The 23614-nt window shown below is 73.3% G+C and carries 23 protein-coding genes; 12 read left to right on the forward strand and 11 right to left on the reverse strand.

Annotated features, from left to right (window positions below):
* The 3 genes from PV342_RS26720 to PV342_RS26730 are packed head-to-tail and all read right to left on the reverse strand — an operon-like array spanning window position 1 to window position 2617.
* Window positions 1-1194, reverse strand: coding sequence for a thiolase family protein (locus tag PV342_RS26720; protein ID WP_386993011.1), 1194 nt, complete (start codon window positions 1192-1194; stop codon window positions 1-3).
* A complete protein-coding gene (locus tag PV342_RS26725) occupies window positions 1191-1847 on the reverse strand; it encodes a CoA transferase subunit B (protein WP_018562376.1) in 657 nt (218 codons plus the stop codon). The genes PV342_RS26720 and PV342_RS26725 overlap by 4 nt, the downstream gene beginning before the upstream one ends.
* On the reverse strand, window positions 1847-2617 hold the full coding sequence (locus PV342_RS26730; RefSeq protein ID WP_400798073.1) for a CoA transferase subunit A: 771 nt from the start codon (window positions 2615-2617) through the stop codon (window positions 1847-1849). The genes PV342_RS26725 and PV342_RS26730 overlap by 1 nt, the downstream gene beginning before the upstream one ends.
* 144 nt (window positions 2618-2761) lie before the next feature.
* Here PV342_RS26730 and PV342_RS26735 point away from each other — a divergent pair, with 144 nt between their 5' ends.
* On the forward strand, window positions 2762-4423 hold the full coding sequence (locus PV342_RS26735) for an IclR family transcriptional regulator domain-containing protein (protein ID WP_400798070.1): 1662 nt from the start codon (window positions 2762-2764) through the stop codon (window positions 4421-4423).
* A 78-nt stretch (window positions 4424-4501) separates the two neighbouring features.
* On the forward strand, window positions 4502-6427 hold the full coding sequence (locus PV342_RS26740; RefSeq protein ID WP_500318895.1) for a M48 family metallopeptidase: 1926 nt from the start codon (window positions 4502-4504) through the stop codon (window positions 6425-6427).
* A gap of 20 nt (window positions 6428-6447) precedes the next feature.
* Here the strand turns inward: PV342_RS26740 and PV342_RS26745 are convergent, their stop codons facing one another.
* On the reverse strand, window positions 6448-7842 hold the full coding sequence (locus PV342_RS26745) for a C39 family peptidase (protein ID WP_500318897.1): 1395 nt from the start codon (window positions 7840-7842) through the stop codon (window positions 6448-6450).
* Between the two features lie 293 nt (window positions 7843-8135).
* Between PV342_RS26745 and PV342_RS26750 the strand changes: the two genes are divergently transcribed.
* Both PV342_RS26750 and PV342_RS26755 read left to right on the forward strand, forming a co-directional pair.
* On the forward strand, window positions 8136-9308 hold the full coding sequence (locus PV342_RS26750; RefSeq protein WP_500318899.1) for a sialidase family protein: 1173 nt from the start codon (window positions 8136-8138) through the stop codon (window positions 9306-9308).
* Between the two features lie 37 nt (window positions 9309-9345).
* Window positions 9346-9615, forward strand: coding sequence for a chaplin (locus tag PV342_RS26755; RefSeq protein ID WP_400798061.1), 270 nt, complete (start codon window positions 9346-9348; stop codon window positions 9613-9615).
* A gap of 80 nt (window positions 9616-9695) precedes the next feature.
* On the opposite strand, the gene PV342_RS26760 is transcribed toward PV342_RS26755, so the two are convergent.
* The 3 genes from PV342_RS26760 to PV342_RS26770 are packed head-to-tail and all read right to left on the reverse strand — an operon-like array spanning window position 9696 to window position 12981.
* On the reverse strand, window positions 9696-10793 hold the full coding sequence (locus PV342_RS26760) for a threonine aldolase family protein (protein WP_500318901.1): 1098 nt from the start codon (window positions 10791-10793) through the stop codon (window positions 9696-9698).
* Window positions 10772-11536, reverse strand: a complete 765-nt coding sequence (locus PV342_RS26765) for an SDR family oxidoreductase (RefSeq protein ID WP_026251602.1) — start codon at window positions 11534-11536, stop codon at window positions 10772-10774. The genes PV342_RS26760 and PV342_RS26765 overlap by 22 nt, the downstream gene beginning before the upstream one ends.
* Before the next feature lie 26 nt (window positions 11537-11562).
* Window positions 11563-12981 (reverse strand): DUF6421 family protein, encoded by a 1419-nt coding sequence (locus tag PV342_RS26770; RefSeq protein ID WP_500318903.1) that lies wholly within the window; start codon window positions 12979-12981, stop codon window positions 11563-11565.
* A 228-nt stretch (window positions 12982-13209) separates the two neighbouring features.
* Between PV342_RS26770 and PV342_RS26775 the strand changes: the two genes are divergently transcribed.
* Window positions 13210-13905: a glycerophosphodiester phosphodiesterase gene (locus PV342_RS26775; RefSeq protein ID WP_500318905.1), complete on the forward strand. Its 696-nt coding sequence runs from the start codon at window positions 13210-13212 to the stop codon at window positions 13903-13905.
* Window positions 13906-13950: 45 nt separating this feature from the next.
* Here the strand turns inward: PV342_RS26775 and PV342_RS26780 are convergent, their stop codons facing one another.
* Together PV342_RS26780 and PV342_RS26785 are read right to left on the reverse strand one after the other, a co-directional pair.
* A complete protein-coding gene (locus PV342_RS26780) occupies window positions 13951-14496 on the reverse strand; it encodes a GNAT family N-acetyltransferase (protein ID WP_391576079.1) in 546 nt (181 codons plus the stop codon).
* A 40-nt stretch (window positions 14497-14536) separates the two neighbouring features.
* Window positions 14537-15373 (reverse strand): hypothetical protein, encoded by an 837-nt coding sequence (locus tag PV342_RS26785; RefSeq protein ID WP_500318907.1) that lies wholly within the window; start codon window positions 15371-15373, stop codon window positions 14537-14539.
* 74 nt (window positions 15374-15447) lie between these two features.
* Between PV342_RS26785 and PV342_RS26790 the strand changes: the two genes are divergently transcribed.
* On the forward strand, window positions 15448-15834 hold the full coding sequence (locus PV342_RS26790) for a VOC family protein (protein WP_089223367.1): 387 nt from the start codon (window positions 15448-15450) through the stop codon (window positions 15832-15834).
* Window positions 15835-15843: 9 nt separating this feature from the next.
* Here PV342_RS26790 and PV342_RS26795 read toward each other — a convergent pair whose 3' ends face one another.
* A complete protein-coding gene (locus PV342_RS26795) occupies window positions 15844-17298 on the reverse strand; it encodes an aminotransferase-like domain-containing protein (protein ID WP_400798049.1) in 1455 nt (484 codons plus the stop codon).
* Between PV342_RS26795 and PV342_RS26800 the strand changes: the two genes are divergently transcribed.
* From PV342_RS26800 to PV342_RS26825, 6 genes are all read left to right on the forward strand, one after another.
* Window positions 17297-18202, forward strand: coding sequence for a DMT family transporter (locus tag PV342_RS26800; protein WP_500318909.1), 906 nt, complete (start codon window positions 17297-17299; stop codon window positions 18200-18202). The genes PV342_RS26795 and PV342_RS26800 overlap by 2 nt on opposite strands.
* A 103-nt stretch (window positions 18203-18305) precedes the next feature.
* A complete protein-coding gene (locus tag PV342_RS26805) occupies window positions 18306-18896 on the forward strand; it encodes a DUF5134 domain-containing protein (RefSeq protein WP_386992984.1) in 591 nt (196 codons plus the stop codon).
* Window positions 18897-18968: 72 nt separating this feature from the next.
* Window positions 18969-19907: a M56 family metallopeptidase gene (locus PV342_RS26810; RefSeq protein ID WP_400798043.1), complete on the forward strand. Its 939-nt coding sequence runs from the start codon at window positions 18969-18971 to the stop codon at window positions 19905-19907.
* Window positions 19908-19917: 10 nt separating this feature from the next.
* Window positions 19918-20625, forward strand: a complete 708-nt coding sequence (locus tag PV342_RS26815; protein WP_500318911.1) for a phosphatase PAP2 family protein — start codon at window positions 19918-19920, stop codon at window positions 20623-20625.
* Between the two features lie 40 nt (window positions 20626-20665).
* Window positions 20666-21361 carry an HAD family hydrolase gene (locus tag PV342_RS26820; RefSeq protein WP_361014372.1) on the forward strand — a complete coding sequence of 232 codons (696 nt, stop codon included), beginning with the start codon at window positions 20666-20668 and terminating at the stop codon, window positions 21359-21361.
* 154 nt (window positions 21362-21515) lie between these two features.
* A complete protein-coding gene (locus PV342_RS26825; RefSeq protein ID WP_500318913.1) occupies window positions 21516-22154 on the forward strand; it encodes a TetR/AcrR family transcriptional regulator in 639 nt (212 codons plus the stop codon).
* On the opposite strand, the gene PV342_RS26830 is transcribed toward PV342_RS26825, so the two are convergent.
* Window positions 22145-23518 (reverse strand): LVIVD repeat-containing protein, encoded by a 1374-nt coding sequence (locus PV342_RS26830; protein ID WP_202470593.1) that lies wholly within the window; start codon window positions 23516-23518, stop codon window positions 22145-22147. The two genes, PV342_RS26825 and PV342_RS26830, sit on opposite strands and share 10 nt — an antisense overlap.
* Window positions 23519-23614 lie beyond the last annotated feature (96 nt).

Below are 23614 nucleotides of genomic sequence, written 5' to 3' on the forward strand. Positions count from 1 at the left end.
CTACCGTTCGAGGACCAGAGCCAGGCCCTGCCCGACGCCGATGCACAGGGCGGCGAGGCCGGTGCCCGAGCCCGCGGCCGCGAGCTGGTGGGCGACGGCGCCGGCGATGCGGGCGCCGGAGGCGCCGAGCGGGTGGCCGACGGCGATGGCGCCGCCGCGCGGGTTGACGATGGAGGGGTCGAGTTCGGGCCAGCCGGCGAGGCAGCCGAGCACCTGCGCGGCGAAGGCCTCGTTCAGCTCGACGGTGCCGAGGTCGCCGAAGCCCTTGCCGGCCTTGGCGAGCGCCTTGCGGACGGCTTCGACGGGGGCGAGGCCGAAGTAGTCGGGCTCGATGCCGGTGACGGCCGAGGCGCGGATGCGGGCCAGCGGCTCGCGCCCGGTGGCCTTCAGGCCCTCCTCGTCGACGATGAGCAGGGCCGCCGCTCCGTCGTTGAGGGGCGAGGAGTTGCCCGCCGTGACGGTGCCGCCGTCCTTGCGGAAGGCGGGCTTCAGCCGGGCGAGCGCCTCCATGGAGGTGTTGTCGCGGATCGTCTCGTCGCGCGGCAGGTCCACGCCCTCGACCGGGACGACCTCGGCCTCGTACAGGCCGTCCTTCCAGGCGCGGGCGGCCTTCTCGTGGCTGGCCACGGCGAAGGCGTCCTGCTGCTCCCTGGTGATGCCGTGCCGGTCGGCGATCAGCTCGGCGCTCTCGCCCAGCGGGATGGTCCACCGCGGGTCCATCCTCGGGTTGACCATGCGCCATCCGAGGGTGGTGGAGTACAACTCCTGGTGACCCGCCGGGAAGGCGCGTTCCGGCTTGGGCAGCACCCACGGGGCGCGGCTCATCGACTCCACGCCGCCGGCGACGGCGACGGAGACGTCGCCGACGGCCACGGCGCGGGCGGCCTGGATCACGGCCTCCATGCCGGAGCCACAGAGCCGGTTGACCGTGGTGCCGGGGACGGTGACGGGCAGCCCGGCGAGCAGTGCGGCCATCCGGGCGACGTTGCGGTTGTCCTCGCCGGCGCCGTTGGCGTCGCCGAAGAAGACGTCGTCGATCCTGGCCGGGTCGAGCTCGGGCGTACGGGCCACCAGGGAGGCCACGACGTGCGCCGCGAGGTCGTCGGGGCGCACTCCCGACAGGGCGCCGCCGTACTTGCCGACCGGGGTACGGACGGCGTCGACGATGTACACCTCACGCAGCTGCCCGCTCATCGGGCGCTCCCTTCTGCGGCGACGGCGACGTGCACCGGAGCCGCGGTCTTCTCCAGGATCTCCTGCGTGGTGACGCCGGGTGCGGTCTCCACGAGGACGAGTCCCCGGTCGGTGACGTCCAGGACGCCCAGGTCGGTGATGATCCGGTCCACGCACGCCTTGCCGGTGAGCGGCAGCGCGCACTCCCGGAGGATCTTGGGACTGCCGTCCTTGGCGGTGTGCGTCATGGTGACGATGACCCGCCGGGCGCCGTGCACCAGGTCCATGGCGCCGCCGATGCCGGTGACGAGCTTGCCGGGGATGGCCCAGTTGGCCAGGTCGCCTCGGGCGGAGACCTGCATGGCGCCGAGCACGGCGGTGTCGATGTGACCGCCGCGGATCATCCCGAAGGACAGCGCGGAGTCGAAGAAGGCCGCGCCGGGCAGCACGGTGACGGTCTCCTTGCCGGCGTTGATCAGGTCGGGGTCGACCTCCTCCTCGTACGGGAAGGGGCCGGTGCCGAGGATGCCGTTCTCCGACTCGAGGACGACCTCGACGCCTTCGGGAAGGTGGTTGGGGATCAGCGTCGGCAGGCCGATGCCGAGGTTGACGTACTCGCCGTCGCGCAGTTCCCGGGCCGCGCGGGCGGCCATCTCGTCGCGTGTCCAGGCCATCAGGCCCGCACCTCCCTGGCGGTGACGGTACGGAATTCGATCTTCTTGTCGGCGGCCTGCTCCGGGGTGAGCGCGACCACGCGCTGGACGAAGATGCCGGGCAGGTGCACCTGGTCGGGGTCGATCGCGCCGGGCTCGACGAGTTCCTCGACCTCGGCGACGGTGATCCGGCCGGCCATCGCGGCGAGCGGGTTGAAGTTGCGGGAGGCCTTGTTGAAGACCAGGTTGCCGTGGCGGTCGCCCTTGGCGGCGCGCACGAGGGCGAAGTCGGTGGTGATGCCGCGCTCCAGGACGTACTCGGCGCCGTCGAAGGCGCGCACCTCCTTGGGCGGGGAGGCCAGCGCCACGCCTCCGTCCCCGTGGTAGCGCCAGGGCAGGCCGCCCTCGGCGACCTGGGTGCCGACGCCCGCCGGGGTGTAGAAGGCGGGGATGCCGCAGCCGCCCGCGCGCAGGCGCTCGGCCAGGGTGCCCTGCGGGATCAGCTCGAGTTCCAGCTCGCCGGCGAGGTACTGGCGGGCGAACTCCTTGTTGGCCCCGATGTAGCTGCCGGTGACGCGGGCGATGCGGTGCGCGGCCAGCAGGACCGCGAGGCCCGAGTCGAGGGCGCCGCAGTTGTTGGAGACGACGGCGAGGCCGCCGACCCCGGCTTCGTACACGGCCTGGATCAGCGTGTTCGGCACGCCGCTCAGGCCGAAGCCGCCGACCGCCAGCGAAGCGCCGTCCTGGACGTCCGCTACGGCCTCAGCGGCCGAGGCGACCACCTTGTCCATCCTGCGCCCACTTTCTCGTTAGTCTTGTTCGTCCAGTGAACTTAAGTTCACAATACTCGTGCCGAGTCTGATCCTTGGGCGCCCGCTCTGTCAACGTTCCGGGGCGGTACGGTTTCGACGACATTTCGCCACGCTGGAGTGCTGATGACACCGCTGACCACCGCGACCGCTCCCCCTCCGCAGGAGGTCGTCGGCCCCCTGGTCCGGGGACTTGCGGTGCTGCGCGAGCTCGCCGCGGCGGACGGCCGCCGCTCGGTCGGCGACCTCGTGCGCTCCACCGGCCTTGCGCGCTCCACGGTGGACCGGGTGGTCAGCACCCTCGTCAGGACCGGGTACCTGCGGGTCGAGGGCCGCGACGCCGTTCTCGCCCCGCGGCTGATGGAGCTCGGCAACGCCTACCTCGCCGCCAGCCGCTTCCCCGACCTGCTGGGACCGCTCGCCGACGCCCTCGCGGACGGCCTGGACGAGTCCGTGTCCATCGCCGTGCCGGACGGCGACGGGGTCCGCTTCGTCCACCAGGCGACCCGGCGCCGCGCGATGTCGCTGACCTTCCGCATCGGCGACCAGCTGCCCGCCGAGCGCGGCGCCCCCGGGGCGCTCTTCGCGGGCGACTGGGACGACGCCGACTGGGAGCGCTGGCGCCGCCGCCGCGCGGCGGACCCGCAGGACACCGGCTTCCCCGCGCTGCCACGGGGGCACGGCGACGCCGCCGCCTCCTTCACGGAGCGGGTCGCCGCCGCCGGTGCCCACGGCTGGTCCGCCGACGACCAGCTCATCGAACCGGGACTGATCGCCGTCGCCGTGCCCGTACGGGACGGCGCCGGGCGGCCGGTGTGCGCGGTCAGCGTGGTCAGCCACACCAGCAGGCACAGCGCCGGTTCGCTGCGCGAGGCCGTCCTGCCCCGGCTGCGGGAGACGGTCGCGGCCATGGAGGACGCCCTCTCCCGGCCGGCCGCCGCACCCGCCCCCTCACCGGGCGGCGCGTCCCCCGCCACCTGGACGCGGGCCTCCAAGCAGGAACTCGGGCCGGAGTTCGTGGAGTCGCTGGCCCGCGGGCTCACCGTGCTCACCGCCTTCGGCGAGGGCCGGGGCGAACTCCCCCTGACCGCCGTCGCCGAGGCCACCGGACTGGCCCGCGCCACCGCGCGGCGCTCCCTGATCACCCTGGAGCACCTGGGCTACGTCGCCTCCTCGGGGCGCCTGTTCCGGCTCACCCCGCATGTGCTGGAGCTGGGCTGCGCCCACCTGTCGCGGCTGACGCTCCCCGAGATCGCCCAGCCCCACCTGATCGAACTGGTCGAGACGGTGCACGACTCCGCGTCGATGGCGGTGCTGTCCGGCGAGGACATCCAGTACGTGGCGCGCGTCCCCACCGTCCGCATCATGAGCGTCAACATCACTCTCGGCACCCGCTTCCCCGCGTACGCGACCGCGATGGGGCGCGTACTGCTGGCGGGGCTGCCCGAGCGGGAACGCGCGGCACACCTCGGGCGCACCGACTTCACGCGGCTGACCCCGTACACCGTCACGGACGCACCGCACCTGGCCCGGGTCCTCGAGGAGGTCGCCGCCGACGGGCACGCCCTGGTCAGCGAGGAGCTGGAGGAGGGCCTGCGGTCCATCGCCGTCCCCGTCCGCGACCGCGACGGCCGGGTGGTGGCGGCGATCAACGTCTCCATGCACGCCAGCCGCCGCTCCGTGGAGGAGTCGCGCTCCGAACTGCTGCCCCCGCTCCTCGCCGCCGCCGCGCGCATCGGCGACGACCTGCGCGTGGCGGGCCGTTACGCGCGCGTGCCGACCGGCTGAGGAGCCTGTGGACAAGTGGTCCGCGGCGTCCGCGAGAGGGCATCATCGAGGAACACGGGGGACGCGAGGGGGTGGGCGGTGAACACGGTGTGGGCGTCGTTACGGGCGCTGCTGGCGATCGTGCTGCTGGCGGGGCTCGTCGTGCTGATCGGCGGGCTCGGCCTCGGCATCCTGGGGCTGCTGGGCCTCTTCCTGCTCGCGGCCCGTGACGGCCAGACGGACCTCGCGCTGCGCGGTGTCCTCATCGCGGCGGCCGCCGTCCCGCTGCTGCTGAGCATGGCCCAGGGGCTGGGCGCGATAACCCGGTCGACGCCCCTGCGTCCGGACGCGGTGCAGGTGTCCCGCGAAGAGGCGCCCGCGCTGTGGGAGTTGGCCACGGGCATCGCCTGGCGGGTCGGGGCGCGCCCGCCGGACGTGCTGCTGCTGACCGGGGACGCCAACGCCTCCGTGTCCGAGGACGGGGCAGCCCTGGGCCTGCTGTCCGGGCAGCGGCGGCTCCACCTGGGACTGCCCCTGCTGGCGAGTCTCACCCACGCGGAGCTGAGGGCCGTGCTGGCCCACGAGTTCGGCCACTTCTCCCACCAGCACACCCGGTTCGGCGCGGTCGCCTACCGGTGCGACGTGGCACTGGCCACGACGCTCGGTCAGTGGGACACCGGGAGACGGTGGTTCTCCCTCCCGCACCTCGTGGTCCGCGGCTCGGTCCGGCTGTACACGCTGGCCTTCCGGTGGCTCACCTTCGCGGTCCGCCGCCATCAGGAACTGGAGGCGGACCGTACGGCCGCGCGTCTGGCAGGACGAGAGGTGACGGCCTCGGCGCTGCGCGCGACGCACGGCACCGCGTCGGCGTGGCAGAGGTTCCGGCGGGAGTGGCTCGGTCCGTCCGCCCTCGCGGGGATGCACCCGGACAATCCCTACCTGGCGTTCCGTTCGCTCCTCGGCGAGCTGGGCGTCCGTCGCGTGCCGGTGGACGACGAGCGCACCCGCTCGCACCGGCGCGACTCCCATCCCCCGCTCGGCCTCAGGCTGCGCCGCCTCGGGGAACTCGACGTCCCGCCCGGGGAGGACGACGGCACGGGGGCGCTCCGGCTGCTGCCCGAGGACCTCGGAGGGGTGCTCGAGGAGCTGCGGGGTCCATCGGGCCGCGGCCTGACGACCGTCCCGTGGGAGCGCTGGATCGAGCTCTCCGCCAACCGCGTCGCGGGCACCCGCGCCTGGGACCTGCTGCGTGCCGCGTCCCGCGCGAGCGGGGAGCGGCTACCGGGGCTGGACACGGTGCTGCGTCTGCTCGCCGACGACGGACCGGCGCCGCTGGTCCGGGAGTTCGACGGCACCCGGGAGGAGCTGGCGGAGGCGCTGTACGCGCTGGTGGGCCACACCCTGCTCAGGGAGGGACGGGCCTCCTGGATCCCGCTCTGGGGCGGCGGCACGCGCCTGGTGTGCGACGGCCTCGCCGACGACGGGCTGCGCGTGCTCGTCGCGGAGGCGCTCTCCGAGCCGCCGGTCCTCGACCGGCTGCGACTCCACCTCACGCTGCTGGACGTGGACCCCGACCGGTCGGGGCCGCCCGACCCGGCGAATCCGTGGGTGGAGGAGATACCGGGCGACGCGAGGGAGCCGTCCTTCCGTGGATGGGAGTTCACGACCGTCGTGGACCCCGAAGCGGAGGAGCGGAAGAAGCGCCAGACCCGTGCCACGCTGGTGACGATGGGCGCGGCCGCCCTCGTCCTGACCATCATCGCGACGGCCGGCGGCAACGACGACACGCAGACACCGTCACCCGCCGTGACACTCTGCCGCATCGTCGACGGGACACTGGACTGCGGCCCGCGGATACCCGGAGCGACCGACTACCCGGCCCTGGACTGGCGGACGGCCTTCCCCTCCTACCAGCCGACGTACGTCCCCTCCCTGTTGCCGCTGCCGAGCCTCAGTCTCCCGCTGCGTCCGCTCCCCGACGTGTCCGACCTGGTGGTGCCGATCAGGCCCGCCCCCACCCGCTGAACGCGGCCGGGGCTCCGCGCCTACAGGACCCCGATCCGCTGCAGTGCCCGCGCCTGACGGCCGGAGGGCCGCAGGGGCCAGTACAGGTAGCAGACGCCGCCCGTGCCGCTGCGCAGCTGCCCGTCAGCGGTGTAGCGCTTCGTCCTGAGCCAGATCGTCTCGAACTGCGCCCGCTTGTAGACGCGGCGCACCGAGGCGTCGTCGGGGCTCGCGGGGTCGTTGGCGATGACGTCGCCGTCGGCGGTGAAGCCGATGACGCACATCAGATGCCCGGAGGTCCCGTACCCCGCGCCGTCGAGTTCGGTGGCGAGGAAGGACTGGGACGTTATCACCGGGATGCCCGCCCTGATGAGCAGTTCGACGTCGCCCATGCCCCGGAGCCGGGTGATGACGCCCACCATGTCGCGGTAGGTCGCGGCATAGGCCGCGTTGAACGGCCAGTTGCCGCAGCCCTCGTACTGGCTGTCGTAGGTCTGGCGGGCGGCGTGGTCGACCTGGGGGTCGGCGTAGGAGGGGTCGACCCAGGCCAGGTCGGCGGCGGTCGGCTCGCGGCCCCAGTACTCGATCACCATCTGCGAGCCCGTCGGGCTGCACCAGGCCTCGCCACCGTTGTCGTACTGCGGGTACTGGCCCTTGTGGATCTCCTGCGAGTAGCGCGGCACGGGCAGTTCGATCCCCCGTCCCACGCCCGGCACGGAGGCCGGCACGGTGAACCGGTCGGGGATGTCGGAGGCCATGGCACCGAGCCGCCACACGGTGGGGGTGACCCGCGAGCCGGGGGTCCGCAGCAGGGTGAGCCGCAGCCGGTAGGAGGCGAGCCGCAGGCCCGAGGCGGGATCGTCGACGGAGAGCGTGTCGGTCCAGACGCTGCTCCTGCCGTCGCTCTGGTCGTCGACGGAGGTGCGCCTGATGTCCGCGTCACCCGAGGCCCAGCGGCCCATCACGTACCACGGCGAGCGACTGCCGTCGGTGTAGGCGGCCCGCAACTCGACCTGGATCCACGTGCCGGGAGGCGTGCGGGCGTTCCAGGAGGCCACGATCTCGGTCGCCGGGTGCCGCGGGGTGTGCTCGGGAGAGGTCCAGGTGGCGGTCTCCCAGGGGGCGGTGATCCGAGTGTGCGGGTCGGTGTACTCGATCGTGCCCGTGGGGCGCAGGATGGCCACGCCGGGGCGCGGGCCGGGCACGACACAGGTGCCCGAGCCCCGCCCGCGGTGCCAGTCGGCCCAGCGCCTCCAGGCGCGGTAGTCCACGGGGGCCGCGTCGCCGTCGTGGGCGCCCGGCATGCCCACCACGTCGTCGGCGAGGTCGCACGCGTCCGCGTCGGACGCGGCGAGGGCCCGCGGGGCGGTCGCCGCCGCGGTGGCTGCCGCGATGGCGGCGGCCAGCACCGTTCGACGCGGGGTCGGTCGGGTCATGGCGGGGGTCCCCCTGTCATGGGCATGGACGACAGGTGCACAACTATCGCTCCACGCGGGCCTTTCGACCAGCACCCCCGAAAGAATCCGGGCACATTCATTGGTCGATACCTCTGACACAGGGAAAGGCGGGGCCCGGCGAATCGTCAAGCATATCCCTGCCCGTTTCGGCGTAATTCCTCATATTGAACTACCGGATAAACATCGAACGGAGTGTCATAGCGCAACCGGGACAGACCGATGAGAATGTGGCGCCGCCGGCCGACCGCACGCCGCCCCGGAGGAACCGCCCGATGACATTCGCCGCCGCCGGACGCCGGCACACGCTGGCCGGCCTCGCCCTGCTGTTCACCGGCGCCACCGGATGGCACGCGTCCGTGGGCGAGGCGGCGACGCCGCTTCCCGCGGCCTGCACGACCTCGGTGCCCTTCCGGTCCGGGACGCAGGGCTACCACACCTTCCGGATCCCGGCGGTCGTACGCGTCGGCGGGACCACCGTCCTCGCCTTCGCCGAGGGCCGGCGCAACTCGGCGGCGGACGACGGTGACATCGACGTCGTGCTCCGGCGCTCCTACGACGGAGGCTGCACCTGGGAACCCCTCCAGGTGATCGCCGACGCCGGCACCCAGACCTTCGGCAACCCCGCCCCGGTGGTCGATCCCCGCACCGGCCGCGTCGTCCTGCTGATCTGCCGCGGCACCGGCAGGGAACGGCTCGTGCACGAACTGCACAGCGACTCCGGCGGCCTGACCTGGTCCGCGCCCCGCGACATCACGTCCACGGTCAAACCCCCCGGCTGGCGCTGGTACGCGACCGGTCCGGGGCACGCCATCGCCCTCAGGAGCGGCCCGCACGCCGGACGGCTGCTGGTACCCGCGAACCACACCTCCGTCCTGGCCGGCGAGACGCTGCACGGCGCCCACGCCCTGTACAGCGACGACGGCGGGCAGAACTGGCACGTCGGATTCGTCCAGGCGCTTCCCGGGGACTGGCTCAACCTCAACGAGAGCACCATGGCCGAACTCCCGGACGGCCGGGTCTACGTCAACAGCCGTGACGACCGCGGGTTCTCCGCCCCCACCCGCGCCGACGCCTACAGTCCGGACGGCGGGCTCACCCTCACCGGCGTCTTCCGGCCTCAGGGTGCCTTGGAGGGCCCCGAGGTGCAGGGCAGCGTACTGCGCACCCGAACAGGGGCCCTGGTGTACTCGGGCCCGGCCGATCCCGCCGAGCGCCGCCTGATGACCCTCCGGGTCAGCGGCGACCAGGGCGCGTCGTGGACGTCGGGACCCCCCGTCAGCGACCGTCCCGCGGCCTACTCCGACCTCGTCGAACTCGCCGACGGCACGGTCGGCCTGCTCTACGAGACCGGAATCACCTCCCCGTACGAGTCGGTGACGTTTACACGGTTGACGCAAGGGCCGAACGGGTGGATTCCCACATCCGGCCCCACGACGGGTCGTTGAGCAGGGTCCACAGAGTGATCTTCCATAAGGAGAACGAATGATGCGCATCGCGAAGGCCGCGGCCATGACCGCCGTCGCCGGCGCCACCGTGCTCGGTGCCGCCGGTGCCGCCACCGCGTCCGACCACGGTCGCGGCTACGACCACGGCGGTGCCTCGGCCCAGGCCGCCGCCGTCGGCTCGCCCGGTGTCGCCAGCGGCAACGTCATCCAGATCCCGGTGAGCGTGCCGATCAACCTGTGCGGCAACACCATCAACATCGTCGGGCTGCTCAACCCCGCGGCCGGCAACGTCTGCGTCAACGCGTGATCCGGCGCCCCTACGAGGGGCGCGGAATGACGCACCGAGGGGCGTACGGGAAATCCCGTACGCCCCTCGGGCTTTGCGATTCAGGCGGAGTGCACGGCCATTTCCTCGGCCAGCGCCGCCGCGAAGGAATCCACGTCCTCCTCGGTGGTGTCGAACGAGCACATCCAGCGGACCTCGCCGGTCGACTCGTCCCAGAAATAGAAGCGGTAGCGCTTCTGCAGCCGTTCGCTGACCTCGCGCGGCAGCAGCGCGAAGACCGCGTTGGCCTGTACGGGGCGGACGACGGTGACACCCTCGACGGCACGGACGGCCGACTCCAGGCGCCGGGCCATCGCGTTGGCGTGACCGGCGCTGCGCAGCCACAGGTCGCCGGCGAGCAGCGCCTCGAACTGCACCGACACGAAGCGCATCTTGGAGGCGAGCTGCATGGACAGCTTCCGCAGGTGCTTCATCGCCCGCACCCGCTCCGGGTTCAGCACCACGACGCACTCGCCCAGCAGCAGCCCGTTCTTGGTGCCGCCGAAGGACAGCACGTCCACACCCGCGTCCGTGGTGAACGCGCGCAGCGGCACCCCGAGGGTGGCCGCGGCGTTGGCGATCCGCGAGCCGTCGAGGTGGACGGCCAGACCCCGCTCGTGGGCGTGCTCGCAGATCGCGCGGATCTCCTCGGGCGTGTAGCAGGTGCCCAGTTCGGTGGACTGCGTGATCGAGACGACCTGCGGTTGCGCGCGGTGCTCGTCGTCGAAGCCCCAGGCCTCCCTGTCGATCAGCTCAGGGGTGAGCTTGCCGTCCGGGGTGGGCACGGTGAGCAGCTTCAGGCCGCCCATCCGCTCCGGGGCGCCGCCCTCGTCCACGTGGATGTGGGCGGAGGCGGCGCAGACGACCGCGCCCCAGCGCTCGGTGAGCGCCTGCAGGGCCACGACGTTGGCGCCGGTGCCGTTGAAGACCGGGAAGGCCTCGGCCCGCGGGCCGAAGTGGCCGCGGAAGACGTCCTGCAGGTGGGCGGTGTAGTCGTCCTCGCCGTAGGCGACCTGGTGGCCGCCGTTGGCGAGGGCGATCGCCGCCAGCACCTCGGGGTGGACGCCCGCGTAGTTGTCGCTGGCGAAGCCCCGGACGCGGGGGTCGTGGTGCCGGACCGCGTCGGTCCGGGGTGCGGTCACGGGCGGGGTGTCAGCCACTGGCGGGTTCCGTTCACTTCTTCGGCGGGCCGGTTCCACACGTCCGCGATGGCGTCGGCCAGGTCGGTCACATCGGTGAAGCCCGCGAACTTGGCGTTCGGGCGCTCCTTGCGCATCTGCTCGTGCACCAGCGCCTTGATCACCAGGACGGTGGCGGCGGCGGACGGGCCCTGCTCCCCCGCGAGCTTGCGGAACGAGTCGCCCATCGCCAGCGTCCACGCCTCGGCGGCGGCCTTGGCCGCGGCGTACGCCGCGTTGCCGGCGGTGGGCTGGGTGGCACCGGCGGCGCTGATCAGCACGTAGCGACCGACGGGGCTGGACAGCAGTCCGTCGTGGAAGGCCAGCGAGGTGTGCTGGACGGTGCGGATCAGCAGCTTCTCCAGGAAGTCCCAGTCCGCGAGGTCGGTCTCCGGGAAGGAGGCCGAACCGCGCCAGCCGCCGACCAGGTGGACCATGCCGTCGATCCGGCCGTGCTCCTTCTCGATGCGGCCCGCCCACTCGCGGGTGGCGTCCAGGTCGAGCAGGTCGACGATGTCGCCGGTGATCCCGGCGCCTCCGGCGTCGAAGCGGGCCAGGTCCACGGCCTCGGCGAGCCGCTCCGGATTGGCGTCGGCGGCGATGACCCAGGCGCCGGCACGGGCGAGTCGCTGCAGCGTCGCGCGTCCGGCGGGGCCGCCGGCCCCCGCCACCGCGATCACGGCTCCGGCCAGGGGTCCCCTGGCCGCCTCGTTGGCTTCCGTCATCTCCGCCGCCTCCTCGCCTGAATCGGTCACGCGGCCACCTGGCCGGTGCCGTGGGCCGTGATGCCCTTCGTCGAGGCGATCACATCACGCAGCTTCTTCGCCAGGGCCTCGTAGAACATGCTGAGCGGAAACTCGTCCGGCAGCACGTCGTCCACGAGCTTCCGCGGCGGCTGGTCGAGGTCCAGGGCCTCCGGCCCCTTCGCCCAGACCGAACCGGGGTGCGGCGAGAGGTAGTCCGCGACGAGGTCGTAGGCGGCGAACCAGTGCACCAGCTTGGGGCGGTCGATGCCGTCCCGGTACAGCTTCTCGATGTCGGCGCACAGCTGGTTGGTCACCTGCGGGGCGCGCTGCCAGTCGATGTGGAGCCTGTTGTCCGTCCAGCGTACGGCGTCGTGCTTGTGCAGGTAGGCGAAGAGCAGCTGGCCGCCCAGGCCGTCGTAGTTGCGGACGCGGTCGCCGGTGACCGGGAAGCGGAAGAGGCGGTCGAAGAGGATCGCATACTGGACGTAGCGGCCCATGCCGTGGCCCTCGGCCTCCAGCTGCACGGCCTCCTTGAAGGTCGTGAGGTCGCAGCGCAGCTCCTCCAGTCCGTACATCCAGAACGGCTGCCGCTGCTTGATCATGAAGGGGTCGAAGGGCAGGTCGCCGTGGCTGTGCGTGCGGTCGTGGATCATGTCCCACAGCGTGAAGGTCTGCTGGCTGAGGTCCTGGTCGCCGAGGAGCTCGAGGGCGTCCTCGGGGAGTTCCAGGCCGAGGGTGTCCACGGCGGCGCGGCTCACGGCGCGGAAGCGGGCGGCCTCGCGGTCGCAGAAGATGCCGCCCCAGGTGAAGCGCTCGGGCGCCTCGCGGACGGCGACGGTCTCCGGGAAGAGCACGGCGGAGTTCGTGTCGTACCCGGGGGTGAAGTCCTCGAAGGTGATCGGCACGAAGAGGGGGTTGTCGTAGCGGGTGCGCTCCAGCTCGGACAGCCACTCCGGCCAGACGACGCGCAGCGCGACGGCCTCCAGGTTGCGGTCCGGGTTGCCGTTCTGCGTGTACATCGGGAACACCACGAGGTGCTCCAGGCCGTCCTGGCGGTCGGCCGCGGGGTGGAAGGCCAGCAGCGAGTCGAGGAAGTCGGGCACCGCGAAGCCGTTCTCGGCCCAGCGGCGCAGGTCCACGACCAGGGCGTCGTGGTAGGCCTTGTCGTGCGGTACGAGCGGGGAGAGGGCCTCGACGGCGCGGACCACCCGGTCCAGGGCGCCCTCGGCAACGGCGCGCTCGGGCGCGCCCTCCGCGGAGAAGTCGATCGAGCCGTCCTTGCTCTGCCAGGGGCGGATCTCCTCCACCGCCTGCTTCAGGACCGCCCACGCCGGGTGCCGGACAATGCCGCCGCCGGGCGCACCGGTCTCGCTGGTGGCTGTGCTGTCCATCGAGGCCGCTACCGGCGACAGAATTTCCGTCATGACCCCTCCTTCGCTGAAGAACCTCTTGTCGGCTCACCGTATATACGCCAGCTTCTCCCGTTCAAGTGGAGGCGGAGGAGATTCTTCCGCGGAGCGGGCCCCGGACCGTGGATCTTCCGGTGGGCGGCCGCGCCGTTCATCCCGCGTTAGGCCTTGCGCCGCAAGGGCCCGCTAGGCTGCCGACTGTCCGTCGATCACGCGCAGCACCCAGCACGGAAGCGATCCCCTTTGAGCTTTCTCACCGTCGGCCACCGCGGTGTCATGGGCGTCGAGCCCGAGAACACCCTCCGCTCCTTCGTCCGCGCCGAGCGCGAGGACATGGACCAGATCGAGCTCGACCTGCACCTGAGCAAGGACGGCGCCCTGATCGTCATGCACGACGTGAAGGTCGACCGCACCACGGACGGCTCCGGTCTGATCGGCGACTTCACCCTGGACGAGCTGCGCGATCTGGACGCGGGCCACGGCGAGCGGATCCCGGTGTTCGAGGAGGTGCTGGACGCGGTCACCAAGCCGATCCAGGCCGAGATCAAGGACGTCGCGGCGGCCCGGGTGCTGGCGGCAGTGATGCGCGAGCGCGACCTGGCCGGGCGCGTCGACGTGCTGTCCTTCCACGACGAGGCGCTCGCCGAGATCCGCGAGCTGCTGCCCGACGCTCGCACCGTGCTGGTCGCCCAGGGCCCCATGGGCTCGGAGATCATCACCCGTGCCCAGGCGGTCGGCGCGAGCCTGGTCAGCCTGAGCCTGCGGCGGATCAGCCTGGCGCTGGTGCAGGAGTGCCACCGCGCGGGGATCTCGGTGATCTCCTGGACCGTGAACACCCCGGCCGACCTCGCGCTGGCGCGGGCCCTCGGCCTGGACGGCGTCGTCACCGACATGCCGGCGGTCAAGCGCGCGGTCGAGGGCGGCCTCACCGACTGGTGACCCTACCCGGGCCGGGCCGGGCGGGGCGGGACCAGGCGAGGCGGCTCAGGCGAGCTTCTTGACCAGCAGCTCGAAGGCGAGGTCGTCGCGGGTGGGCAGCCCGAACCGCGCGTCGCCGTACGGGAACGGGCTGGTGCGGCCGGTCCGCACGTAGCCGCGGCGCACGTACCAGGCGATCAGGTCCGCGCGCTGGGTGATCACCGTCATGTGCATCTCGTCCGCCGCCCACTCCTCGCGGGCCAGCCGCTCCGCCTCGGCGAGCACCAGCTTGCCCATGCCGCCGCCCTGGAGGGCCGGGCGCACGGCGAACATCCCGAAGTAGGCGTGCCCGTCGCGGTTCTCCAGCTGGCAGCAGGCCACGACGGCGCCGTCCGACTCGACCGCGAGGATCAGGCTCCGCTCGCCGTCGATGACGGCCGCCACGCCCTCGGGATCGGTGCGCTGGCCTTCGAGCAGGTCCGCCTCCGTCGTCCACCCGGTGCGGCTGGACTCGCCGCGGTACGCCGACTCGATCAGCGCGACGAGCGCGGGGACGTCCTCACGGGTGGCGGTACGGAAGACGGGGCGGGCGACGGGCTGTGCGGTCTCCATGGCGGGGGCGTCCTCTCGGCGGCGGTGGTTCGTCCCGAGGCTAGCCGTTCGTGCCGGGAGGCGGCGCAAAACCCCTGGCCTCTACGTGCCGCACGAACTCCTCGGGCGGCGCGCACCCCCGCCGGCGCACCCACTGCTCCCAGGCCAGGTCCCACGCCCACGTGCCGTCGGTGGCCCGCCCGACCCTGACGTACTCGTACGGCCCCTCGGCCAGCGGATCCGGGGCGGGGCCCGCGGCGACGACGAGTACCCGGCCTGCCGCGAGGTAGTCGGCGAGCGGTTCGCGCGACTCCTCGGGCAGACTTCCCGGGACAAGGGGCACCTCGCGGCCCCTGCCGCGGCCGACACGGGCGGGAGCGGCGGCGAGGACCGGTCGGCCGTCGGCGGCCGGGTTGGCGGGCCAGTGGCCGCCGGGCATGGTGGGCACGAGGGGCTTGTCGGCCGTGGGCGGCCGACCGGCCTCCAGCGTGACGGCGAACCCGCCCTCCCGCAGGCGGGCGGCCAGCAGCGCCGTCTCGGGTTCCGTCCCCCGCTCGCCCTCCGCGGCGAGCGCGCGCAGCCGTCCGCGGACCTCGGCGAGCGGCACACCGAAGACCTCGCGCACCGTCTTGAAGGCACGCGCGGCCGCGGTGCCGGGCAGCGGCTCGGCGCGCAGCACCACCTCGCCGTGGGCGGCGATCAGGGCGGCGCTGACGTGACCGGGGACCGCGCCGCGTCCGCACGCCACCTCGCCGGCCCCGCATACTTCGCAGCCGCCCTCCACGCTCCAGCGCAGGACGCCGTCGATGACGCACACACCGGCGTGGTAGCCGGCCTCGGCGCCGCAGCGCGTGCAGGTCGTGAGCAGCGGGGCGATCGCGCCGGGGCCGTGGTCCATGGTGGGCAGCCTCGCGCAGCCGGGGACCTCGTGTCAGCCGGATTTCCGGGCGGCGCGTGGGTAGCTTCGGGCCCGTGACGAACGTACTGAGCAGCCGGATCCTGCTACGGCCGACGGATCTCGAGCGGTCCCGCGCCTTCTACCGCGACGACCTGGGGCTGGCGGTCTACCGCGAGTTCGGGCCCTGGGAGGAGCGCGGCACCGTGTTCTTCCTGGGCGGGGGCTTCCTGGAGGTCTCGGGGCAGGCCGACGGGCCGCCCGCCCCGGGGCTGCGGCTGTGGCTCCAGGTCGAGGACGTCGCGGAGTGCCACCGGCGGTTCGCCGGGCGCGGGGTGCGCATCGTGCGGGAGCCCGTCCGGGAGCCGTGGGGGCTGGTCGAGATGTGGCTCGAGGATCCCGACGGGATCGAGATCTGCGTGGTGGAGGTGCCGGCCGACCACCCGCTGCGCTACCGTCCCTAGGCCTGCTGCTCAGGCCGTGTCCACGCCCGTCTCGGCGCAGGCCGCCGCGAACCGGCGGACGCCCTCGGCGATCTCCTCGGTGCCGCTGGTGTCGGCGAAGCTCAGGCGGACGTACGGGGCCGGGGCCTCGGCGGCGAAGTAGGGGCGCCCGGGGGCGACGGCGGTGCCGGCACGCAGCGAGGCGGCGGCCAGGGCGGACTCGTCCGCGCCGTCGGGGAGCCGGAGCCAGAGTTGGTAGCCGCCGACGGGGACGTGGACCCCGGCCATCAGACCCGGCAGTTCGCGGTGGAGGGCGGCGGACATCGCGTCACGGCGGTCGCGCAGGCCCGCGGAGACGGCCCGCAGATGGCGGGGCCAGGCTGGGGCACCGACGAGTTCGAGGGTCGCCTCCTGGAGGGGGCGCGGCACGAAGAAGCTGTCCACGACCTGGATGGCACGCAGCCGCTCCATGACCGGGCCGCGGGCGACGAGCGCGCCGACGCGCAGGCTGGGCGAGGTGGGCTTGGTCAGCGAGGTGACGTGCACGACGGTGCCGTGCGGGTCGTCCGCGACCAGGGGCGGCGGCGGTTCGGCGCCGTGGCCGAGGCGCCGGGCGAAGTCGTCCTCGATGAGGAAGGCCCCGGCGGCGCGGGCGATCTCGGTGATCCGGCGGCGGCGGTCGGCGGCGAGGACGGCCCCGGTGGGGTTCTGGAAGAGCGGCTGGCAGAAGAAGACCCGGGCGCCGGTGGCGGCGAACGCGTCGGCGAGCAGCTCGGGGCGCACGCCGTCCTCGTCCACGGGGACGGGGACGGGACGCAGGCCGGCGGCGCGCGCGACGGCCATGGCGCCGGGATACGTCGGCGACTCGACCAGCACCGGCGAGCCGGGCGGGGCGAGCGCGCGCAGGGCGGTGGTGAGCGCGGCCTGGCCGCCCGCCGTGACGAGGACGTTGGCGGGGCCGAGGGCGCCGCCGGGGCCGCCCGCCTCGCGGGCGAACCAGGCCCGCAGTGCCGTCAGCCCCTCCAGCGGCGGCATGTCCCAGGCGCCGGGCCGGCGGGCGGCGCGGGCGAGGGCGGCACCGAGGGCCTGGCCGGGCTGGAGCGAGGAATGCAGATAGCCGCCGTTGAAGGCGATGACCCCGGGCGGGGGTACGGCGAGGCTGGCGGTCACGCCGGAGGCGTCGACGACCCTGGGCGCGGGTTCGCCGTGCTGCTCCTCGACGGTGAGGGCGACCTGCTGCCAGGAGGTGTCGACGGCCCGAGGTCCGGCGGCGGCGCTGCGGGCACGGTAGGCGCCCGCGCCGGGCCGGGTGACGACCAGCCCCTCGGCCGCGAGGGCGGCCAGGGCGCGGGAGACCGTGACGGGGCTGACGCCGAAGCGGTCGACGAGAACACGACTCGACGGCAGCTTCTCGCCCGGTGAGTAGCGGTGAAGCTCCTCGCGCAGGGTATCCGCGAGGTTTCCAGAACTGCTACCGTCATTCATGACAGCACAGAATAGCGCTACTGCGGTTCCGCCGATAGCGGTCGGGAGCCGTGCGGGCGGCACCACCCTCGCCGGACTGGGCGTCGCCGCCTTCTCCCTGACCTTCCCCGCGACGCACTGGGCGCTCACGGGGCTCGGCCCCTGGACGGCCACCACCGTCCGGGGCGTGCTGGCCGCGGCCGTGGCGGCCGTCTGTCTCACCGCGGCGCGGGTGCCGGTGCCCGACCGCCGGCACTGGCCGGGGCTCGCGGTCGTGGCCCTCGGTGTCGTCCTCGGTTTCCCGCTGCTGACCACCCTGGCGCTGCGCACCACCGACACCTCGCACGCCGCCGTCGTCGTGGGCGCGCTGCCGCTGGTGACCGCGGTGCTGGCCGCCGTACGCGTATGGACGCGCCCGTCGAAGCCGTTCTGGTCCGCCGCCGTCGCGGGCGGTGCCGTCGTGGTGGGCTTCGCCCTCTGGCAGGGCGGCGGAGCCCTGACCACGGGCGACCTCTTCCTCTTCGCGTCGCTGCTGGTCTGCGCGGCCGGCTACGTCGAGGGCGGGCGGCTGGCCTCGGTCATGCCGGGCTGGCAGGTCATCGGGTGGGCGCTGGTCGGCGCGCTGCCCCTGACGGTGCCGGCGGCGGCGGTCGCGCTCGCGCTCGAACCGGTGCACCTCGGCGGGCAGGCGGTGGCGGGGCTGCTCTGGGTCTCGGTGGTATCCCAGTTCCTCGGGCTGATGGTCTGGTACCGGGGAATGGCCGCCATCGGCGTCGCGCGTGCCAGCCAGTTGCAGCTCGCGCAGCCGTTGCTGACGCTCGTCTGGGCGGCCGCGCTGCTCGGCGAGGACCTGGGCGCGCTGACCGGGCCGGCCGCGCTGGCGGTCCTGGTGTGCGTGGCCGTCACCCAGCGGGCCCGCAGCTGAGGCCCTGTACGGCCCCGCCGCGCTCCCCCGGTACGCCCGTGCGCTGGAGTATGCGCCGCCGTGGCCGGGCATCCTCCGCGCAGGAGCCGAAGGAGGGCCGCTCATGCACGGACCACCGCTGGTGGCCTGGCTGCTCGTGGTGCTCGGCACCGCCACGGGGGCGTACTGCCTGTTCCGCACCCGGCTCGGCTGCCCCGGCACCGGGCCCGAGGAGCGCCGGGTGGCGCGCGCCGAGGCGCTGATGGGGATGGGCATGGCCGCGATGGCGGTGCCGGTGTCGGTCCTCGATCCGCCGCGGTGGGCCGCCGCGGCCTTCGGCCTGGTCTTCGGCGCCGCCGCGGTACGGGCGCTGCTGCTGGCCCGCCACGACGCGCACCATCTGCACCACGCGGTGGGCGCCGGGGCGATGGTCTACATGGCGGTGGCCATGGCCGAGGCGGGCGCCGTCGGCGGCGCGGCCCACGCGGGCCACGCCCCTGCCGGGACGCCCGCTACGACCGGGCTGCTGCTGGCGTACTTCGCGATATACGTCCTGGCCGCGGGCGTCCGTCTGGTCTCGGCCCCCGCCACCGTGGCCGCGGCGGGTACGGGGGCCGCGGGGGGCGCCGTACCGGTGGCGCACGCTCCCGAACTGGCCTCGGCGTGCCGCGTGTCCATGGCGATCGGGATGTTCGCCATGCTCCTCACCCTGTGACGGCAGTGAGGCGCGTCACTTTCCCCTCGAAGACCGTACCCGTGCGGAGCGACGCCCTCATAGTGTGGCGGCATGACCGTCCCGCTCGTGCTGCTCCTGCTCGGTGCGGTGGCGGCCGCCATGGCCCCTCGCCTGCTCACCCGCGCCGCCTGGCCCGAGCGGGAACCGGTGCTGGCCCTGTGGGTGTGGCAGTGCGTGGTCGGCGCGGTTCTGCTGTGCCTGTTCCTGGCCATGGCCCTCAGCGCCTCCGCCACCTGGACCTGGCTGCGCGAGGGGCTGTTCGCCTTCGCCCCCCGGGGTGTCGTCGCCGCCTACGAACTGCCCGGCTACGGTCCCTGGGCGGGCTATCTGGCGGTCCTGCTGGCCTGCGGCGGCGTCTGGACGGCGGCGATGCTCGCCCGCGAGATCCGCAGGGCCGGCGCCCGGCAGCGGGCACGCCGCGCCGAACTGCGGGCCCGTTCGCCACGGCTGCCCGGTGAGGCCGCCGCCTCCGACGAGCGGCTGGTCGTCCTGGAGAGTGAGCGTCCGGACGCCTGGTGGCTGACCGGCCCCCGGCCGCAACTGGTCATCACCACGGCCGCGCTGCGCCGCCTGAAGGGGCGTCAGCTCGACTCGGTACTCGCCCACGAGCAGGGCCACGCGCGGGCCAGGCACGACGTCCTGCTGCACTGCGCCGGCGCACTGGCCTCGGGGTTCCCGCAGGTGCCGGTCTTCGCCGGGTTCCGCGACCAGGTGCACCGGCTCGTCGAGCTCGCCGCCGACGACATCGCCTCACGCCGCTTCGGGCGGCTCACGACCGCGCTGGCCCTGGTCGAACTCAACGAGGACCGCGGTGTGTTCGGCCCCTGTCCGGCGCCGGACGCGCAGGTCCCGGTCCGCGTCAACCGGCTGCTGGACCCGGCGCCCCGCCTCACCCGCCTCGGCCGCGCCCATGCCTCCGCATGCGCGCTGCTGATCCCCGTCGTGCCGTTGGTCGTGGCATTCGGCCCGGGAATCGGGGCGCTCACGTAGCCTCGGCTGTATGCACGCCCCTCCCGCACCGTCCGACGTCCGGGATCCCGACCGCGCCCTGCGCACCGCGTGTGTGAGCCAGTGCGCGGCGGCCTCCGCCGCCTTCCTGCTGCTGCTCGGGCTCGTCGCGGCGCGCTGGGGGCCGCTGCTCGCCGCCGACCGGGCCCTCACGGTGGAGCTGCACGCCGTCGCGGTGCGGCACTCCGGCTGGACCCGGCTCAACCGCGTGCTCACCGACTGGGTCTGGGATCCGCTGACGATGCGTCTGCTGCTGCTCGCGGCCGTGGTGTGGCTGCTCGTACGGCGCGAGAACCGCCAGGCCCTGTGGCTGGTGCTGGCCGGCACCCTCGGCTGGGTGATCCAGCAGGCCGCCAAGGCCCTCGTCGGCCGGGAACGCCCGCGCTGGCCCGACCCCGTCGACTCGGCGGCCTTCGCCGCCTTCCCCTCCGGCCACGCGACGACCGCCGCACTCGTCTGCGGCGCCCTGCTGTGGCTGCTGCTGCGCGTGCCGGCCCGCTCCCTTTGGTTCGTGGCCGCCTGCGCCGTCGCCTTCGTGTCGGTCGTCGGCGTCGGCTTCACCCGCGTCTACCTCGGCGTCCACTGGCCCTCCGACGTCCTGGGCGGCTGGCTGCTCGCGGCGGCCGTCCTCACGGGCACGGCCGCGCTCTGCGAACCCTGGCGCACGGGCACCGGGGAACCGGACCGGCCGCCCGCCTGAGACGCCGTACCGCCCGACGGTTCGGGGGAGGATGACGGGCATGACCATCAAGGGATACATGTTCGACTTCTCCGGGACGCTGCTGCGGGCCGAGCCCGCCCGGCGCTGGCTGGGCACGGTGCTGGAGCGGCTGGGGGTCACCCTCGGCGAGAGCGAACTGGCGGCCTACGCGGAGCGCCTGGAACGGGCCGGCGGGCTTCCGGGCGGCGCGCCGCCGGAGCGCGTGCCGGCGCGGCTGGAGCGGCTGTGGCAGGAGCGGGATCTGTCGGCGGAGCACCACCGCGCGGCGTTCACCGCGCTGGCGCGGCAGGTGGAGCTGCCGTGGGAGGAGGCCTACGAGGCGCTGTACGACCGGCACATGGAGCCTGACGCCTGGTCGCCGTACCCGGACGCGAGGGAGGTGCTCGGGGAGTTGCGGCACCGGGGCGTGCCGGTGGCGGTGGTGAGCAACATCGGTTGGGACCTGCGGCCGGTGTTCCGCGCCCACGGTCTGGAAGAGCTGGTGGACGTCTTCGTCCTGAGCTTCGAGCACGGCGTCAAGAAGCCGGATCCGCGGCTGTTCCGCATCGCGTGCGAGGGGCTGGGCCTGCCGCCGGAGCGCGTCGCGATGGTCGGGGACGACCGGCGTGCGGACGGCGGGGCGGCGGCGCTGGGCTGCGCGGTGCACCTGGTGGACCACCTGCCCGTGGAGCAACGCCCGTCGGGGCTGCTGCCGGTGCTGGACCTGACCGCCTGACGGAATGTGAGCCGGCGGCGGAGATGCGGTACCCGGCGGTCCCCCGCGCCGCCGGGTACATGCACCTCACCCCCGTGACCCGCATGAGCATGCCACTCACGCCGGGCCGGATCTGAGTATATTGGCTCCGAGCCAGTCAACGCAGGAGTAAAGCATGTCCCCTCGGCGGCCTTCGGTCAATGAAGCGATGCGCCGGCGTTCACGGGAGCGCCTTCTGCAGGCGACCGTCGAACTGGTGGAGGAACGCGGGTACGAGGCCACGACGCTCGGGGACATCGCCGACCGCGCGGGCTCGGCACGCGGTCTGGTGTCGTACTACTTCCCCGGCAAGCGGTTGCTGCTGCAGTCGGCCGCGCACCGGCTGATGCACTGCGAACTGGCCGCGGCGCTGGGGCGGGAACCCGCCCCCGCCGACGGCCGCGAGGTGCTGGCCCGGGCGATCGACGCCATCCTGGCGCTGCCCGTGCGCCATCCGGTCGTCATGCGGGCGCACATGGCGGGGATCCTCCAGGCGGAGGGGTTCAGCGAGTGCGAGGAGCGGCAGCGCCTGGCCGAACTGCTGCTGGGCGCCGTACGGGCCTGGGGTTCGACGGACCCCGAGCAGGACTACCGGATGCTGCGGGCCCTGCTCATGGGCGGGGTGTTCGCGCAGTTGATCCCCGGCGCGGCCATGCCGCTGGCGCGGCTGAGGGCCGACGCGTTCCAGCGGTACGGCCTGCCCTGGGAGCTCGGCGTTCCGCCGGGCGACCTGCCGCCCGGCGGAACGCCGCTGCCCGGCACCGCTCAGCGGTAGTCGGGCTGGGTCTGGACGTTGAGCTCGGCGATCCGGATGCCCCGGGCGCTGTCGGTGCGCCGGTCGGAGATCTTGAGGACGTCGAAGCCCTTGGCGATGTCGTTCGAGTAGATGTAACCGTTGTAGTAGTAGGCGCTCCAGGAGCCGCCGAGCGTCAGGGTGTCGGCCGAGATGGGGCCGCGCTCGAAGAAGCCGATCTCCTTGGGTCGGGCGGAGTCGGTGAAGTCCCAGACGGAGACGCCGCCCTGGTACCAGGCCTGGACCATGATGTCGCGGCCCTTGGCGGGGATGAGCGACCCGTTGTGGGCGACGCAGTTCTCGGTGTCGGCCTGGTGGCGCGGGATCTTGTAGTAGTTGCGGAAGACGAGCTTGGACTTGCCGTGCTTGCGGACGATGTCGTAGATGCCGTCGGCACCGCGCTGCGGACCGATCGCGGCGTTGCACTCGGCGCCGCCGCCACCGCCCAGCTCGTCGGTGAAGACGACCTTGTTGCCCCGTTCGTTGAAGGTCGCCGAGTGCCAGAACGAGAAGTTGACGTTGTCCTGGACACGGTCGAGGACCTTCGGCCGCTCGGGGTCGGAGATGTCCATCAGGATGCCGTCGCCCATGCAGGCGCCGGCGGCGAGCTTCAGCTTCGGGAACGCGGTGATGTCGTGGCAGCCGGTGGTCTCACTGACCCGGGCCTGGGTGTCGGTGGGCGGGACGCCCGGGTTGCCGCCGTCCGGGAAGAGGACGGGGAAGGCCGTGACGGCAGCCTGCTCCGGGTGGTTGCGCGGGATCTTCACCACGGAGATGCCGTCGTGCGGCGGCTGGCAGTCGGGGAAGGAGGCGCTGGGCGAGTAGGAGGACACATAGACGAACAGGTCGCGCTTGCCGGGCACGAGGGTGTGGGTGTGGGAACCGCAGGCGGTCTCCACGGCGGCGACGTAGCGCGGGTTGGCCTTGTCGCTGATGTCGAAGACCTTGACGCCCTCCCAGGAGGACTTCTCGGCGGCGGACTGGCTCGTGCTCGCGCAGGAGTTGTCGGAGCGCGAGGAGTCGGTGGACAGAACCAGCAGGTTCCCCGAGACCGAGATGTCGTTCTGGGATCCGGGGCACAGGACCTGGCTGACCATCTTGGGGCTGGTGGGACGGCTGATGTCGTAGATGACAAAGCCGTCGTAGTTGCCCGCGAAGGCGTATCTCCCCTGGAACGCCAGGTCGGTGTTGAACCCCCCTAGGGACTGCTTGGGTATGTTGACCAGGTGCTCGACGTTGGCGCTCGTGACGACCTCGTCGACACCCGGGATGCTCCCGTCGGCCGTGGCGGGGGCGGGGACCGCCAGTCCGAGCAACGTGACGGCGGCGGCCGCCAGGGTCGCCAGTCGTCCGGGGCGAGCGAGGGCTGTACGTAAGCGCTTCACCGCGTCCTCCCTTGTATCCGTTCGCGATTGAACTTCATGCGGACCCCGGCAGTATGG

The organism is Streptomyces sp. PA03-3a (genome assembly GCF_033792735.1).
Lineage (GTDB): Bacteria > Actinomycetota > Actinomycetes > Streptomycetales > Streptomycetaceae > Actinacidiphila.